The sequence below is a fragment of the Terriglobus albidus genome, assembly GCF_025685425.1.
Taxonomy (GTDB): domain Bacteria; phylum Acidobacteriota; class Terriglobia; order Terriglobales; family Acidobacteriaceae; genus Terriglobus; species Terriglobus albidus.
Map to the genome: position 1 here is coordinate 1 of NZ_JAGTAS010000056.1, position 16,726 is coordinate 16,726.

Below are 16,726 nucleotides of genomic sequence, written 5' to 3' on the forward strand. Positions count from 1 at the left end.
CTCGACCACGCACTGTCAAACGGGCATGATGGTGATAGTCCATCTGGCCTCCGAAGATTTTGGATTGCTCTCACAATCAGCTTCTTCGTTCTCGGTCAGATGGACAATAACCTATTGAAACTTCACATTTAGCCACTGAGGTACCCAACCAATGACCTCAGCGGCTAAAGCCGCGTTTCTTGCCAACTTTGTACGGCACGGCTGAAGCCGATGCCCTTAAGCAAAACAGGAGCGAACTTCGGTATAGTGCGGGGTCTTGGCAATTTGCGCCGTTTTCCTGTAAAGCAAACTGCATTCGTCGGAGCTACAGCATTAGGAGAATTGCTCTAACTCTTCACCGCTTCGCACTCTGCGGACGATGTGACTGGCTGGGGGCTGGGCTCGATTTTGGGCGATGGCTTTCGCATACTGCTGTTCATCAGAATCAAGCCGGCGATCACCACCAGCACTCCTACATAGGCCAGAGGCGCAACCTGTTCATGTGCAACGAGCCCCCAGAAGATACCCCAGATCGGCAAAAGGTAGGTCACCGCGACAACGTGGGTCGCGGGAATGTGGGCCAGCAGATTGAAGTACAGGAAGTAAGCCAAGCCGCTACCGGCAAGGCCGAGGACCAGAATAGCGAGAACAGGAGGCAGGGTGATGTGAGTCGGATGCCGCGTGAGGACGGCGACAGGAGCCAGCATCGATGCAGCCAGCGAGAGCTGTGCTGTGGCCAGGCCGATAGGATCCAGGCCCTGTAGCTTCGCCTTCGCGATAAGTGTAGCGGTCGCGTAGCCGAGTGTCGCCAATACAATCACGGTGATCCCAAGGGTCAGATTGCCTTGTCCCGGCGCCGGGTCGGAGGCTCGGCTGTAGACCACCAAGGCTACACCGCCAAAGCCGATCAGAACACCGAGTATCGTCGCCAGTCCCATCTTCGTGCGGTGCACAGCCATGCCTAAGAGCATGGTCCAGATCGGGAGAGTCGCATTCAGGACGGCAGCCGTATTGCTCGGCACAGTTTGCTCTCCCCAGGCAAAGAAGCTGAAGGGAATCGCGTTATTGAAGAGCGCCACGGCAAGCAGCCAGGGCAACATCTTCCGTGGAGGAAGCCGGTTTCCCCTGAGTTTCAGTAAGACCAGGAGCAAGACCGCGCCCGAGCCGGACCGGAGCATTCCTACCCAGACCGGCGGGAAGGTTGTCGCTGCGATCCGGATCATGAGAAATGAGATGCCCCATACCGCTGAGAGCAGGATGATCTGCGCGATGTGCCGTGGCTTCATGGAGATTAACTTTCGCAGGCGGTATGAATCGCGTCCAGCGAATTGATATGATGACTTGCATCGAAATTCCTGATGGGAGTGAAGCTGTGCTCGATCTCAAGCAGGTACGGACGTTTGCGGAAGTTGCGCGCGAAAAGAGCTTTACCCGTGCTGCCAGTCAGTTACATTATGCGCAGTCCAGCGTAACAGCGCAGGTGCATGCGCTCGAAAGCGAACTCGGTTTGCCGCTGTTCAATCGGTTGGGCCGGCAGGTGGAACTGACGGCAGCAGGCACGCAGTTTCTCGCGTATGCAACCCGGCTGCTGGTCCTGGCGGAAGAAGCGCGTACCTCGGTGCAGAAGAGCGGGCAGGTAGTCGGCCCCCTGGTGATTACAGCGTCGGAAAGTCTGTTGACCTACCGTCTGCCGGACCTGCTGCGGAGTTTCCAGTGCACTTACCCGGGTGTACAACTTACGCTGCATACCAGTACGCAGTGTGCTTCTGTCAGTCCTCTGGAACCGGGCATCGACATCGCCATCACTATCGATGAGCCGATCGAGGTGCCGCAACTTCTGGTGAAGTGTGTCCGCCGGGAGCCGATGCTGGCCCTCGTTGCCAAGGAGCATGCGCTTGCCGGCTATAAGAAGGTTACGGCAACGGAGATCGCCGAACAGCAGATACTGCTTACGGAACGCAGTTGCAGTTATCGCGCACTCTTCGAACGTACCCTGGCGCAGGGCGGTGGCCGTGTGAGTAAATGCCTGGAGTTCGCGAGCGTCGAGGCCCTGAAACAGTGCGCGCTCGCGCGCATGGGCGTCGCCGTGCTGCCGGAGGTTGTGGTGGAGGAAGAACTGGAGAAGGGAAGCCTGGTTGCATTGCCGTGGCCGGAGAAGCGGCTCTCTGTCTATACCCAGGTCGTTCGGCATCGCGACAAGTGGTTTTCGCCGGTGATGCAGGCATTCTGGTCGATGGCGCTGGAGATGCTAGCGGAACGGTAGAGCATTTCACGAAAAGAGTGAAGCTGTGCTTGCAGCTTCACCCTTTGGTGATTGAGTGGAGATTATTTCGACGTTGCTGCACCGGGTTCTGCCGCTGGGGGTTTCGGCACATCGAGTAATGAGGTCGCGACGGTGAGCTTCTCGCTTTCCTGTGCTGCGGAGATAGCGAGGATGCGAATCTTGTCGTTGTTTGGCAGCGTGATGGTCTTTGCACCTTCCGCGACATCGATCGGATAGGCAAACAGGTAGGAATACTGATAGGGCTGGTTGAGTCCTTGCGGCGTATGAATGTGCGAGGCGTACCAGGCGAGACCAGCTGTCTTCAGGAAGCCGGCTTTCAGGCCGATATAGTCGTCCGGATAACGAGGCGCCGGAGGACGTGCCTCGCGCTGCTGCAGATCTGCAGGAGGCCATGCCGCGTGATTGGCTGAGATGGCCCAGTTGCGCCCGGGCTGCTGTTCCTTCCAGAGACGCGTATCCCACTGGCCGATATAGCCGGTCCAGTCCTGGATTTTGAGCGTCGTAGTATGAGAGCCGACCTTGAAGACACCGGTCTGATCACCATCAGCAGATGCGGCCAGGATATAGACACGATTGAAGTGTCCTTCCGGAAGCTTGACGGCCTGGCCTTTTGCTACTACGGCATTCAGGTTGCCTGTCTTCGCAGAGGCAAGGTCGAAGACTATGCCGTGATAGTCGATCTTGTCTGGGAGCATCTCGGCAGGGATGGCATTACCTTTCCCATCGAAGCCACCGCCATTGGTTGCAGTATCGTCGTTGCTGCCGGCGGCAAGGTCATACTGTAGCGGCACCGCCTGAGATTGAACCGCATTCAGCTTCTCCGCGGCATCCACGAGCCGAATAGCAAAGGTCCTTGGCTGATAGGCGGTCAACGAGGTTTTGAGGGCTCCTTGTTCGACGGTCGCATCACCCAGGGGCTGCTCCTGTGCGTTGACTTCACGGGCGGAAGCAATTGGGCCTGCGAAAGAGACCTGAACATCCTGTGCCGGTTTGCCGTCAAGCTCCACCATGCGGAGGATGACTTCATCGCTGTCTTCTGCTTTCTTTAACGCGAGGACGCGGATACGCGAGTTGTTTAGATGCATGAGGGAGAAACTCTTCCCAAGTGTTCCCTGGTGTTTGCCGGTCTGGAAGGCAATGACGGGAGCGTTCATGCGATAGGCCTGCCAGTCTGTCTGCGCAGTGCGCCAGTCACCGTCGTGCCCGGCAAGACCGAAGATGAACTCGTGATGTCCCCAGTCCTGGTTGGCTTGATCCGAATAGGGAATTGGCCGCCCGTTGGTCGAAGGTTGAAGACCCGGAGAACGCAGAAGTGTCAGCCGGATGGTGTTGTCATTCGGCTTGTCCGAACCATTCTTGAAGTCGGTCAGGATCGTGGCTCCGAAGCTTCCACTCTTGTCCTGCAGATCGATCCACTTGTGCGAGGCAACCTCGAACTGCCGCTCATTGGCATTAGGTCTCTGAACCGTTCCAAGGTCCCAATTGTAGGTGGCGTTCTCATTCGACGCGCTCAGCGGGAACGTGGCCTTCAGGTTAGCCGAGAGCGTCTTCCAATCGATACTGTTCCCCCACACCACGCGGTTGCCCGGGTTTCCGGCGGAGAGGCTGACGGTCTGTACGAACTTCGAGCCTTCGGCTTCGCGCGTTACTTCCAGCGTGACGCGGACCGGGCCGTTCTCCTTGATGCGGATCGTGGGCTTGCCCGCGACATAGGAGCGAGGCGCGGCCTGCTCCTGATCGAAGTCCATATTCCATGCCGGCCACTGCTTTGGCTTGTCATTGGAGATGGCCAGACGTACAGGAGCAGAGAGAAGTTCTTTCTTCATTTGCTTGTCGTAGATGCTGGAGACATCACCATCTGAGTTGAGCTTCACGAGATAACGAGCGTTTTCGAGAGAAGAGTTAGTCACCTTGAGGCCGGTCGAGGGAGCAGCTTTTTGTGCCGCCTGCACGTGATACACGGCGTATCCAACAGATGGGACCGTTGCTAAGAAGAGGACCTTCCCTTCGGCAATCTGTGCGGGCACTTCTTTGCCCTGAGGATCGGTGACTGTGACGCTCTTTGGAGGGGCGCTGGGGAAGTGGAGATCGGCTTCGACCACATCTTCACGCTCAACGTTCAGCGGATTGAAGAGAACGACAGGGATGCCTGCCCCTTCGGTGTCTAATCCTGAGGCGATCGCCTGGCTCGCGCTGGTGAGGATGCCGGTGAACTGGTTGGCGACGATGGCATCGTCATTCCAGGCATACTCATACGACTTTGGTGTGGCGGTTCCAGCGGCGGTGTCATGGAAGTGACCTGCCAACGCCAGCATCCAGGCATCGTTCAAACGCTGTTGCGGATAGGCGCCGCCACCCATCCATGCAGCCGCGAGTGCAGACTTCTCTGCGGCATCGGCCAGAAGCTCGTTCTTCAGCACCCAGCGCTTGTGATAAGCCTGCGAGGTCAGGGAGCCGGCGGAATGGTTGATGAGCTCAAGGTCTCCTTTTACGGTCGGCAGCCTTGAGGTCATAGACGAGGGAATATCTTTGAAGAGCTGGTCGGCGGTTGCGATGACGACATGAACAGGGCCGTCTCCCACTTGTACCTCAGGTCCTGCTTCTGCGGCTTTGGGTGTCTCTCCCATCGCAAATGCGCCGCGCGGCGGAGTCGGCAGAACAGTCTTGCTCTTGGTGACGATCGCTTCCAGAAGTTTGACCGTAGACTCCTGAGTCGCGCCACCCACGTCTCCTGTACCGACGTAATGATAGTCGGCGAAGATGCCTGTTACTTTTCCATCGAGCTCGATGCGCTTCACCCAGTTCGGCTCTACATTACGGGGACGAGGAGGAAGCGCGGCAAGCTGCTGCGGGGAAAGGCGGGCGCGCTCTTCACTGGTGAGTTGTGGTGCATTGGCCACAGCTTCTGTCGGCTCTTTGCTCAAATCGGTGTAGGTGTTGCTACCGTAGCCGCCGGGATTGAGGGCTGCGATCACGCCTTTTCCATCAGGGCCGTACCACATGCCGACATTGAAGGGGATGCCTTCGGGAGTCTGCTCCGGCGAGTTAGGACCACCGATCTTTGGCGCCGGCTGCCACTCGGCATTAAGCTTCTGAGTCGAGAAGCCCTTGATTCCGGCATGGGCAAGAATGCTCGGCAGCGAGGCCGGGAAGCCGAAGCAGTCCGGAAGCATGTATTCCTCGCTAGCCTTACCGAAGTCTTTGCGGAAGTAGCTATTGCCATACAGGATCTGGCGGAAGATGCCTTCTGCGCTGGGAAGGTTGACGTCGCCTTCCTCGACAGATGAGCCGGCGGGATACCAGCGGCCGGCGGCAACATAGGTGCTCATCCGTGCGTAGTCGGAAGGGAAGTACTCCTTCATCAGCCGGTAGCGGTTGGCTCCGGTCCAGTTGAAGACGTAGTGCGGATAGCGGTCCATGTAGTCGAAGTTCACCCGCATGGTCTTCAACAGGTATTCGCGGATGGTTTGGGGGAACTCCCAGCGCCACTGCGTATCGAGGTGTGCATATGGAACGACGTAAAGCGTCGGCTGGCTGGTGATATCGGGCGCCTTCATCGTCTGGGCAAAGGCTGCGCTGGAGAGAGCACTAAGCCACAGGACGCGGCGGACGAGGCTCCACCTGGAAGTGTTGCGATGTTCACCATTGAAGAATGAGCGCGAAGAATCCATCGATCGCATCTGACCGCTCCTCGTTCCTTGAATCTGATTTGTATGGGGAGAAAGAGAAAAGCCCCGCGGCGTATGCCGCGGGGCCTGTGGTTTAGAACGCGTATCTCAGACTGAACTGGAACTGGCGTTCCGACGCGTAGGTTGTGCCCTTGTTCGTGACCTTACCGAACGTGCTGTTGGTGGGGGTCATGTCAGGGTTATCCAGGTTGGGATGGTTAGCGAAGTTGAACGCTTCAGCCTTGAAGACCAACTGGTGGTTTTCATGACCGGGGATGACGTGGAAGGCCTTCTGCAGCGCGGCATTATAGCTCTGGAAGCCGGGGCCATAGATGAGGCCACGGGAGCCGCGCGGAGCAAAGGTGCCGGCCGCGGCAGGCTGGAAGATGCAGGTTGAGTTGATCGGACCGCAGCTTGTACCAACCTCAAACCACTGGCCAGACGTGCCGAATGAATGTGGCAGAGAAGGGGTGCGGGTGCGGGTATAGTATTGGTTGCCCGAGCCCGGTCCTACACCAGCCTGATCGAGGTTGCGCGTAACACTTTGTGGACGTCCAGACTGCGCCTGGATGGTTCCGGAGAACTGCCAGTCGCCAACTACGGTGCGGACGAACGGATTACTTGCGTGGGTTCCGTAAGGGATATCCCAGACGTAGTTGGCAACCATCACGTGTTTGGTGTCGAAGTCGCTCGGACCATACAGGTTAGCGTTGCTGTAAGCATTGGGAATGTTGGTTCCGTTGGAAGAGCCGTAATCCAGGCTCTTGGACCAGGTGTAAGCCACACCGAAGAGGAAGCCCCTGGTAAGACGGCGCTTCAGATTTGCCTGCATGCCATGGTAGAACGATCCGCCATTGTTCTGGGCCTCGATGATGGTCGAGAAGCCCTTATAGGGACGGAGCGCATCCGGAGCCTTGACCGTCGGATTCGCCTGGATCGTTCCGGGCTGAAGCTGGTTGATGTTGGCTAACTGCTCCAGGTGGTAACCACGGCGGCCGACATAGCTCAGAGTGAACGTGCCGATGTTGGTGAACTCGTGTTCCACCGTCATGTTCCAGGCCCAGGCCTCGGGACTGGGGTAGTTGTATGCATGCGAGGTGAAGGCCAGCGGGGTGATGCTTCCTGCGGCTCCGCCGGGGTTATCAACGCTTCCCTGGCTTACCGTGGATGCCGGCTGGAACGGAGCGTTGCCGCCGACGTGCACTGTATCGCTGATACCGAGACGCTGCATATAACGGCCGGCGCCACCACGGATTACCGTACCAGGCTCAACCTGGTAGGCAAAACCTACGCGAGGCTGGATGTTGGTATAGACCGTCGGAGAGTAGTTCGCGTCGTAGCCGCGGAAGAGCCGCTGGAAGTTGCCATTGAGGATGCTGTCGGGAACATGTCCCTTGGCGGCGCTGGGGAAGCCGGAGCCAGGGATCACGACGCCATTGTACTGATCTCCACCGATCAGGAAGCCAGTGGTCGTATTGACCGTAGGAGCCAACGTCGGGTTGTAGTCCTTCGGGCTGAAGAAGGCCTGGTTACCCCACAACGAGTGATACGGCTTCATGATGCTGTAGCGGACGCCGTACTCGAGCACGAACTTCGGAGTCATGCGCCACTGGTCCTGGGCAAACATCTCGAACATGTTGCCGCGGAACGGAGTGTAGGAGCGCTGGCCGATCTCTCCGTAGGTGTCGAAGATGCCCAGCGCTGCGTTGGCGACTGCTGCCTTGGACGTGGCCCCGCCGCCGCGATTATCCGTAAAGACGAACAGACCGTTCTGGTTGTTCGTGGTGCCCGGCCGCGTGTTGTCGACGCTGATCTGGTCGTAGTTGTTCTCGCCGGCGTACTCCCATACTCCACCGAACTTGAGCGTGTGGTTTCCTTTGACCCAGGTGAACGTATCGCCCACGTCGTAAACCATACCGCCGGACCGCGACGGATACGGACCGCCGTCAAGCGTACCGAAGCTGCCGAGCTGAATGGTCGGGATCTTGTTGGGAACGACCTTGGTGGCGGAACCGAAGAGGTAGGGATAGTTGATGCCGTACTTCGTACGATCAAAACGGCCCGAGGATGTATCGATATTGATGTCGACGTGATCGGCAGCGCCAGAGACGAAGGCGTCATTGATCATCGTGGAGTTGATGGTCCAGGTATGGTGCAGCACGCCGACCTGGTTCGGGCGGTGGAAGATACGAGGATTGGTGTTGAAGTTGCCGAAGTGCGGCTCGTAATCGTCGTAGTTGTAGTTCAACAGGCTGAAGCGCAGACGATGCGCATCGTTGGGAACAAAGTCGATGATCAGCGTGTCTTTACGCTGACTTTCGGTGTAAAGCGCAGTATCGGTCCAGTTGCTGGAGGCATTTCCCACGAGATTGGGGAGTGGATATGCATTCAGCAGGCCAATACCGTTCGGGCTGAGCTGAGCGGTGGGAATGACGTTATTGGCGTAGGCAACACCCGTAGTGGGATTCACGATCTGCACGGGCGAGCTATAGAAGATGTTCGAGCCGAGCAGTTCGCCGAAGTCACCCGTTCTCATGCGAGCTGTCGGAACCTTCAGCGTGGCGCTGGAGGTATCGTCGTGGTTGTACTTCACCCACTCCTGGCCGGCCAGGAAGAAGAGCTTGGAGCGACCCGAGTTGAAGTGGCCGGGGATGAAGAACGGACCGTTCAGGTTCCAGCCGTACTGGTTGTAGCGGAAGGCGCCGCGCTTCAGCTTTTGATTGTTGCGCTGCCAAGTGTTGGCGTTGAGATAGTTATTGCGGAAGTACTCGAACAGGCTGCCGTGGAAGTTCGCCGTACCGCTCTTGGGAACCAGACGGATCAGACCGCCGGAGGTGCGGCCGTATTCGGCAGGATAGTTCGAGCTGAGGACCTGAACCTGCGACGTGGAGTCAACATCGGCAACACCAACGCTGGTGCCGTTGGAGCGGGTACGCACCATCGGTGCGCCGTCGAAGGTCTGCATGCTCTCCTGCGAGCGGGCTCCGTTGATGTTGAGCGGGTTATCGAGACCGAAGCCAAGGGCCGCCATCGAGTTGTTGCGGACGACGCCGGGTTCCATCTGTGCGAGATAGAGCGGGTTACGGCCGTTAAGCTGGATGTTCTTGACCTGCTCCTGCGTGATGAGCTGGCCCACCGATGCGCTCTCGGTCTGGACCGTGTTGGCATTGGCTTCGACCGTGACCGAGGTGGTGCTGTCACCCACCTTCATGGTTACGTCGACGCGGCGACCAATGTTCGGGTCGACCTGGATACCGCTGAGGGTTACGGATGCAAAACCCGCGGCCTCGACGCGCAGGGTGTATGCCCCCGGTGTGACGTTGGTGATGTTGAAGTTGCCTTCGTCGTTTGAGACCGCATGGGTCTCAGCGCGGGTAGCGTTGTTCTGAAGGGTGATATTGGCCTTCGAAACAAGGGCTCCGGACGGGTCGGTAATGGTTCCTGACAGTGAAGACGTATCCTGCGCAACGAGCGAATAGCCCGTTAAAAACAGATACACCAGAACGGATAGAAATATCCGAATAGGGATTTTGTGGCGTTTCATCCAGCCTCCTCGAAAAAATACAACGTCATCGTTTACGTAAAATTATGATTGCGCTATCACAGCGACAACCATATTTATGCGTTTGGAATAAGTGTTGTCAAGACAGATGCACCGATTTTATTGTGGAATACGGACGCTACCAGAAAACCGGTGATATGGTAGCTCTCTCAGATTTGAGGCCATGATTGCATCAACAATCGAAGAAAAAACGGGCAACGTTGCAAGACGTGGCAAAAGCAGCCGGAGTAGCCCCCATGACCGTCTCTCGGATGATCAATGGGCACCCTTATGTCACGCCCGCGACCGCCAAAAAGGTCCGTGAAGCTATCCGGAAGCTGAATTACCGTCCTAATCATGCCGCACGGATGTTAACAGGAAAGTTATCGCGCTCCATCGGTCTGATTGTTCCTGACATCTCCGATACGTTTTTTTCGGTTGTGAGCCATGCCGTCCAGGAGACCGCCCGGGCCCAGAACTATCTGGTGTGGCTGGCTGCGTCGGAGGACGACTCTGCCATCGAGGCGGCGCAGGTTGAAAGTATGACCCATCACCCGGTGGACGGCATTCTTCTTGTTCCCACCCAGAGTCGGGAGCCGTATCTCAAGGCCATCGTTTCTGGGAATACACCAATCGTAACCATCGACCGCCCGATTGAGGTGGCCACAACAGATTCCGTCGGAGTTGAAAACCAGGCCGGCGCCGCGATGGCCGTGGATCACCTGGTAGAGCATGGTTGCAAGAAGATTGCATGTATATCAGCGAATGCGCACCTCCGGACTATGAAGGATCGTATTGCCGGGTACCGGGACTCGCTCCGAAGAGCGAAACGTTCTTATCAGAACGAGCTGGAGCTGAAATCGAGTCTTTCCTCAAAAGCTGTCCTGGCCGAATTGCTTACCTCGCGCGACCGGCCTGACGCCTTGTTTACGGCGAACAACGCATCCACGATCTGGGTGATTGAGGCTCTTAAAGAGCTGAACATTCAGATGGGGAAGGACATTGCGCTGGTTGGTTTCGATGACGTCGACTTTTTCACCCTGATTACTCCCGCCGTAACCGCTGTGCGTCAGCCTGCCGCCGAACTGGGAAATGTGGCTACCCGGCTGCTGTTGCAGCGTATTAATGGGGAGTTCAAGTCGACAAGCGTCCGGACGATTCTGCCTGTGACCCTTACCATCCGTGAATCCTGCGGATGCCGAAGAGCAAGTGCTTAGCTCGCCCCCCAAAGCCCCTCCGGGGCAAGTTGTGAGAATGTGACGCCGCCGGAAGGGCGGTAAGAGACAGGAGATGCCTTGAATCGCTATCTGGTAAAAGCAACCGCCGTCGGAGCCCTGGGGGGCCTTCTATTCGGCTTCGATACCGCCGTTATCGCAGGCACGACACAACAACTGACCGAAATCTTCCATCTCACCCCCGCCACGCTGGGCGTCACCGTCTTCATCGGCCTGGTGGGAACCGTGATCGGCGCCATGGGATCGGGAGTACTGGGGCAGAGGTTTGGCGGCCGGGAGGCTTTGCGGTTGATGGCTGTGCTTTATACGATCTCCGCAATTGGCTCCGCGTTTGCCTGGAACTGGGATGTGTTGCTGGTGGCGCGCTTTATCGGCGGTCTTGGTATCGGCGGATCGTCCGTTCTGGGACCGGTGTACATTGCTGAGCTCGCGCCGGCAAAATGGCGTGGCCGGATGGTGGGCCTGTTTCAGGTCAATGTCGTCGTCGGTATCCTGCTGGCCTATCTGTCGAACTTCCTGATTACCTTAATGCATCTTGGCGCCGCTCAGTGGCGGTGGGAGTTCGGGGTGGCGTTTCTGCCGTCTCTCTTCTTCCTGATCCTGCTGTACGGTATCCCGCGCAGCTCCCGCTGGCTGGTGACGACGAATCAGACAGACGAAGCCCTTGAGGTGCTGCGCCTGATGGGTTCACCCGACTCAGAGGCCGAGCTGCAGGAGATCATCGACTCCGTTCATCTGGAGCGAGGTGTCGCGCAGGAGTCGTTGTTCCAGTGGAAGTACCGGCTGCCGATCTTTCTGGCTATCTCGATCGGTATGTTCAACCAGCTTTCAGGCATCAACGCCATCCTTTATTACTCGAACTATATCTTTGCTTCGGCCGGATTCAGTGAAAGCTCGGCGGCGTTACAGACCGTCGGTGTGGGCCTGGTCAATTTGCTGGCGACCTTTCTGGGAATGAGTCTGATCGACAAGTGGGGAAGGGTGACCCTGCTGATCGTTGGCGCTGCTGGAATGGCGGCAGCCCTGGCCGGGACCGCGGCGATCTTTTATCTGAACGCGCATCAGGGCCTGCTGATCTGGATGTTGGTTGCCTTCATCATCTTCTTTGCCATCTCCCAGGGGTCGGTGATCTGGGTCTACCTGGCGGAGGTCTTTCCGTCACGAGTCCGTTCCAAGGGCCAGAGCCTGGGATCGTCGTCCCACTGGATCATGAATGCGGTGATTGCAGGTGTCTTCCCGACGATTGCCGCGAAGAGCCAGGGGCTTCCATTCGCCTTCTTTGCAGCGATGATGTTGGTGCAGCTGGTGGTTGTGCTGGTGGTGTATCCCGAAACGAAGGCGATCTCTCTGGAACAGATTCAGTCGAAGCTGGGCGTTTCCTGACAATCGCAGGTACTTACAACAAAGCCCCGAAACCATGTTCGGGGCTTTGCTGTATCTGGAGGTGACCTGTCTTACTCGTCTGCAACGACGGTCTGCTGCTGTTCTCCCAGACCTTGGACTCCCAACCGGATGACATTGCCGGCACGCAGGTAGACCGGCGGCTTCTGGCCCAGGCCGACTCCCGGAGGTGTGCCGGTGCTGATAATGTCGCCAGGCTGCAGGCTCATGAAGCGGCTCAGATAGCTGACCAGGTAAGCGACGCCAAAGACCATGGTCGATGTTGTGCCGTTCTGATAACGGTGTCCGTCGACTTCCAGCCACATCGAGAGCGCCTGCGGGTCGGGTACCTCATCGCGGGTGACCAGCCATGGGCCGGTCGGGCCGAAGGTGTCGGCACTCTTTCCTTTGACCCACTGTCCGGTGCCTTCAAGCTGGAAGGCGCGTTCGGAGACGTCATTGATGACGCAGTAGCCGGCCACATAGTTCAGAGCGTCCGCTTCCGAGACGTACTTTGCCTTAGCGCCGATCACCACGCCAAGTTCAACCTCCCAGTCTGTCTTCAAGGAGCCACGCGGAATCACTACGTTGTCATTGGGGCCGCAGATCGATGATCCGGCCTTCATGAAAAGAACCGGTTCCGCCGGTACCGCCATGCCGGACTCGGCGGCGTGGTCTGAATAGTTCAGCCCAATACACAGGAACTTGCCCGGCTGCGCGACGCACGAGCCCAGGCGGACCGGCCCGTCGACCAACGGAAGGGAAGCAACATCGGCCGACGCAATCTTCTCTAGCCACTCCGGCGTGAGGTACTGCCCGGCCAGGTCCGGAACAATCGAAGAGATATCGCGGATGCTGCCGTTCTGGTCCAGGATGCCCGGGCGCTCTGCCCCTTGGGCTCCATATCGTAGAAGCTTCAATGCCGATCTCCTTGGTGATGAATGCGGGTGTTCATGAATAGAGTAGTCTGCCTTATGCGGATGATGCGAGTTTCTGCAACTCCGGGTGTAAAGATCGATATGGGGACGCTATCGTTATCAAGAAGAGTACAGAGCGTAAGCTGTATGACGGAATGGGAGACCCCGAGAAACATTCCATGGACGACCTCTACGAGTGGCTGGCGAGATGCAAGGTGGGCGGCGTAGGGTGGATTCGCAGCTACGTTCGAAAGGGCCTGGAGCATTTTCCCTGTAGGTGTAGCGTAGGGTTTTCACATCTATGGGCGTTTTCCGCAACGAAAACGCCGCTGCACGCTCCTTCCGGGACACCCCGCAACAGGGAAAATGCTCTATGAGATTGAACTTCCGTGCGTGGCTTGTGTTGTCTTTTTTTTGCCTGGTGATTGGGACCGCAGCCGCGCAGCAGGATCGATCTCCGCTTGCGCCCTACGTCTATCGGTCGCACTTTCAGCCCAGTTCAGGCGTTGCTCCTGGCTCCGGCTCCCGCGATGGGTGGGAGAGTTTTCCCCTCGCGGAAGATACAGGTTATGACCCCACCCTGGGAGTAGAGACCTCCCATGGTCTCAGTGCTGTTACGCGCGAAGTGGTTCCGCATCGTGATGGAAAGCTGGCAATGGGTTTCATCCGTCGCATGTATGTGGTTGCCGGGCCCTCTTCCTCGCTGGCATTTCGCCTCAGGGTCTCCTCCGCCACGGGTGGGATACCGGTTTCGATCCATATCTATCGCGGAGAAGAAGAGGTTGTCCTGCGATCGGCGATTCAGGGAGGTGGCTGGCAACATGTGCAGGTTGCCTTGCCGGCATCTTCGCGGCGCATCACCGCAATTGCAATTACGGCAGACCTGCCTCATGTCAGCAGCGAACGACTTGAGCGGGTTGCCCTCTCCGATGTCGAGCTTCGCGCACAATCCACGCGGCACTATCTGTTGAAGGCGCCCACCGCATTGTGGGATGGAGTTCAAGAGCTGTTTTATCTGCCGCACGCACTGCGGCCCGGTGATCAGCTTGCGGTAGAGTTTGACGGTCCTAAGCCATCCTTTCACGCGAGTTGGGAGATCGAAGGTCCGGATGGCCAGCTGATTGACCATGGCTCCGGTCTCAAGGTGCAACACGCCATCTCGCCGTCTGATCCTGACGGTGTCTGGACCCTCCGTTTGGTGGGGCAGGGCGGCTTCTCGACGGTGCTTGCTCTGATTCGTCCTTCGATACGTCAGCCGCTCCTTGGCGCTGCTGTGCATGCAGTCTCTCCGGAGCTTTTGCAGCAGGTTGTTGCCCGGCGCGACGAACTACGGAAAGATCTGGGGCCGGCTCTCGCATTTGGCGTGGGGACGAACATCCCGGAGATGAATGCGCAGCTGCTGCTGCCGGGATTATCGTCCTACTTCAACCTTGTTCAGAAACCGACGGAGCTTGCTCTATGGGATGCGGTCTCCTATCGCACGACCGGAGAGAGCCGCGAACGGGACGAGGCGCTTCACATTCTGCGAGAGATTGCCTCATGGCCGCAATGGGTTCACCCCTGGTTTCCAGCGCATGGATATCTCAGCTATTACCCCCTCGGCATCATGACGAAGAACATTGTTATGGCGGAACAGTTTCTGGGGAATGCGCTGCCTGCGGATTTGAAACACACGCTCGATGATGCTCTGTTGCAGCAGTCCATCAAGCCGGTCTACCAGGAATATGTCGTAGAGGATCGCCTTCAGTTCGACACCAGTAACTGGATTGGCCACACGGTTGGAGGAGCGCTGCTGGCGGCTCTGCAGAGCGACGATCCCGATATCGCCGGGTATGTCCTGGCGCTCTACGCAAAAGAACGTAGACATCTGGAGTCGGCGTACACTGCGGACGATTCCTATGGTGAGGGAATCTCCTATCATCGCTTTGACTTTGAGACGACGGCGCTGGTGGCGGCCGCGGCGAAGGAGCAACTGGGGAAATCGTTCGACAGCCGGCTTGCACGTCCGCAGCGCTACCTCCGTTACGCGACCTACGGCAAAGACTCACTGGAAGACTTCGGCGACAGCCATGGCGATACCGGCCCTTCGAATGTCTTCGCCTACATGGCGGCGCAGAACAGTGATCCAGATCTGACGGCGTTTTATTTCCAGTATCGGAATCCTGGGACAACTGAACTGTTGAGCCGGGTGCTTTGGGAAGACGGCATTCATCAGTCTGCGGCGACAACCGCGGTGGATGCACCAACGTCAGCGTTGTTCGAAAAGCGCGGTGTTGCCGCACTGCGTGATAGTTGGTCGCCGGAGTCTGCGGTTATTGCCATGCGCGCCGGACCGAACTTCAATCACAATCATGCCGACCAGGGCAGTCTCTACTACGCCTGGAACAACCGCCTCTGGATAGGCGAGGCGGGGTATGCCGATTACTATAAAGATCCCAACTATCGCACCTATAACATCCAGGCGATCGGCCATAACACGATTCTGGTAGACGGAGACCCGGAGAGCCAGGTGGTTGCCGGAAATGCGGTCTTCGGCAAGTACCCTTCGATGCGCCGGCTCGCTTCGAAGGATGGATCTGAGATCATCAGTGCCGACCTCAGCTCTGTCTATCCACAGGTTCGTTCCTATGTTCGTACGCTGATCTATCGCAAGGGCGGAACTCTGGTGGTAATGGATCAGATCCGTGCGGACGGGCCGCACCGCTTCAGCCAGATATGGCATCCCGAGCAGGCAGTCGAGTCCTTCGATCTGCAGAAGAACCTGCTTCGCATGCGGGCGCAAAACGATAGTGTGGAGATGCATCTGTTCTCCACGACGGCGATGATATTGGGCCAAAGCAAGGGACCATTTCCTCTGAGCAGCTACGAGAAGGCTGAACGGGAGCCGGTGCAGAAGCCAATGATCATCGAGTATCAGTCAGGGCTTGTCGACTCTCTGACGATTCTGACCCTCATTCAACCATCTGGAGGCGCGATAGCGCCGCAATGGAGTGTGGCGGCAGGGGCGAAGAGGGCGCTTCGCCTGGGGGACCTTCTGATCCAGTGCGACAACCGGCAGGCTACGGTCTCTTTCGGAAAGACGCCTGATATGACCTGGACGATCGGGCCCCCTTCGCAAAAGTAAGAGTGCTTTTGCCGAAGGGAGCTCGCAATCGGTCGTGTTAGCGGCGGGTTGATTCGAAGAGGAACCAGCTACGGCGCTGTGATTGATCGATCCAGTTCTCCAGCAGACTGGCCGTAGCAACATCGCCGCCGTCATCGCAAAGATCATGGATGGCGCGCATTCTGAGCGTCAGCGCCTTTTCGTCTTCATGCAGCTCACTCAGCATATCTGCGGCGGTAACGAACTCGGCATCGTTGTCCGCAACTCTCTGAAGCCGGGCAATGTGGCCGATTGAGCGGATGGTGGTGCCGCCGATCTTCCGCACGCGCTCCGCGATGTCATCGGTCATGGCGAAGAGCTGATCGCCATGCTCATCCAGCAGCAGATGATAATCACGGAAATGTGGTCCGCTCATATGCCAGTGGAAGTTCTTCGTCTTCAGATAAAGGGCGAAGACATCTGCCAGCAGGCCATTCAGGCCGGCCGAGATATCGCGCACGGCTTCACTGGAGAGATCTGAGGTGAGGGTGAGGGGTGACTGTTGGCGCTTTTGCAGATCAGCGGTCGCTGTCATTGATTTCCTCCCAGGGTATGGAACTACCGTAATTCCATCCCTCTC

9 protein-coding genes are annotated in these 16,726 nt (G+C 57.7%); 4 read left to right on the plus strand and 5 right to left on the minus strand.

The window, feature by feature from the left end; genetic code table 11:
- Positions 1–326: 326 nt before the first annotated feature.
- The gene (locus OHL21_RS14755) at positions 327–1,265 is read right to left on the minus strand and encodes a DMT family transporter (RefSeq protein WP_263418051.1); all 939 of its coding nucleotides are present in this window, start codon (positions 1,263–1,265) and stop codon (positions 327–329) included.
- 47 nt (positions 1,266–1,312) lie between these two features.
- Here OHL21_RS14755 and OHL21_RS14760 point away from each other — a divergent pair, with 47 nt between their 5' ends.
- On the plus strand, positions 1,313–2,242 hold the full coding sequence (locus tag OHL21_RS14760; RefSeq protein WP_263418052.1) for a LysR family transcriptional regulator: 930 nt from the start codon (positions 1,313–1,315) through the stop codon (positions 2,240–2,242).
- A gap of 62 nt (positions 2,243–2,304) precedes the next feature.
- On the opposite strand, the gene OHL21_RS14765 is transcribed toward OHL21_RS14760, so the two are convergent.
- Positions 2,305–5,943 (minus strand): alpha-mannosidase, encoded by a 3,639-nt coding sequence (locus OHL21_RS14765; protein ID WP_317889987.1) that lies wholly within the window; start codon positions 5,941–5,943, stop codon positions 2,305–2,307.
- Between the two features lie 82 nt (positions 5,944–6,025).
- A complete protein-coding gene (locus tag OHL21_RS14770; protein WP_263418053.1) occupies positions 6,026–9,475 on the minus strand; it encodes a TonB-dependent receptor in 3,450 nt (1,149 codons plus the stop codon).
- Between the two features lie 227 nt (positions 9,476–9,702).
- Between OHL21_RS14770 and OHL21_RS14775 the strand changes: the two genes are divergently transcribed.
- Together OHL21_RS14775 and OHL21_RS14780 are read left to right on the plus strand one after the other, a co-directional pair.
- Complete coding sequence (locus tag OHL21_RS14775) at positions 9,703–10,689, plus strand: LacI family DNA-binding transcriptional regulator (protein WP_263418345.1); 987 nt, start codon at positions 9,703–9,705, stop codon at positions 10,687–10,689.
- 78 nt (positions 10,690–10,767) lie between these two features.
- Positions 10,768–12,090 carry a sugar porter family MFS transporter gene (locus OHL21_RS14780; RefSeq protein ID WP_263418054.1) on the plus strand — a complete coding sequence of 441 codons (1,323 nt, stop codon included), beginning with the start codon at positions 10,768–10,770 and terminating at the stop codon, positions 12,088–12,090.
- A 71-nt stretch (positions 12,091–12,161) separates the two neighbouring features.
- Here the strand turns inward: OHL21_RS14780 and OHL21_RS14785 are convergent, their stop codons facing one another.
- Positions 12,162–13,007 (minus strand): fumarylacetoacetate hydrolase family protein, encoded by an 846-nt coding sequence (locus tag OHL21_RS14785; protein WP_263418055.1) that lies wholly within the window; start codon positions 13,005–13,007, stop codon positions 12,162–12,164.
- Between the two features lie 370 nt (positions 13,008–13,377).
- On the opposite strand from OHL21_RS14785, the gene OHL21_RS14790 reads away from it, so the two are divergent.
- Positions 13,378–16,128 (plus strand): heparinase II/III-family protein, encoded by a 2,751-nt coding sequence (locus OHL21_RS14790; protein WP_263418056.1) that lies wholly within the window; start codon positions 13,378–13,380, stop codon positions 16,126–16,128.
- Between the two features lie 37 nt (positions 16,129–16,165).
- Here the strand turns inward: OHL21_RS14790 and OHL21_RS14795 are convergent, their stop codons facing one another.
- On the minus strand, positions 16,166–16,681 hold the full coding sequence (locus OHL21_RS14795) for a Dps family protein (protein ID WP_263418057.1): 516 nt from the start codon (positions 16,679–16,681) through the stop codon (positions 16,166–16,168).
- Positions 16,682–16,726 lie beyond the last annotated feature (45 nt).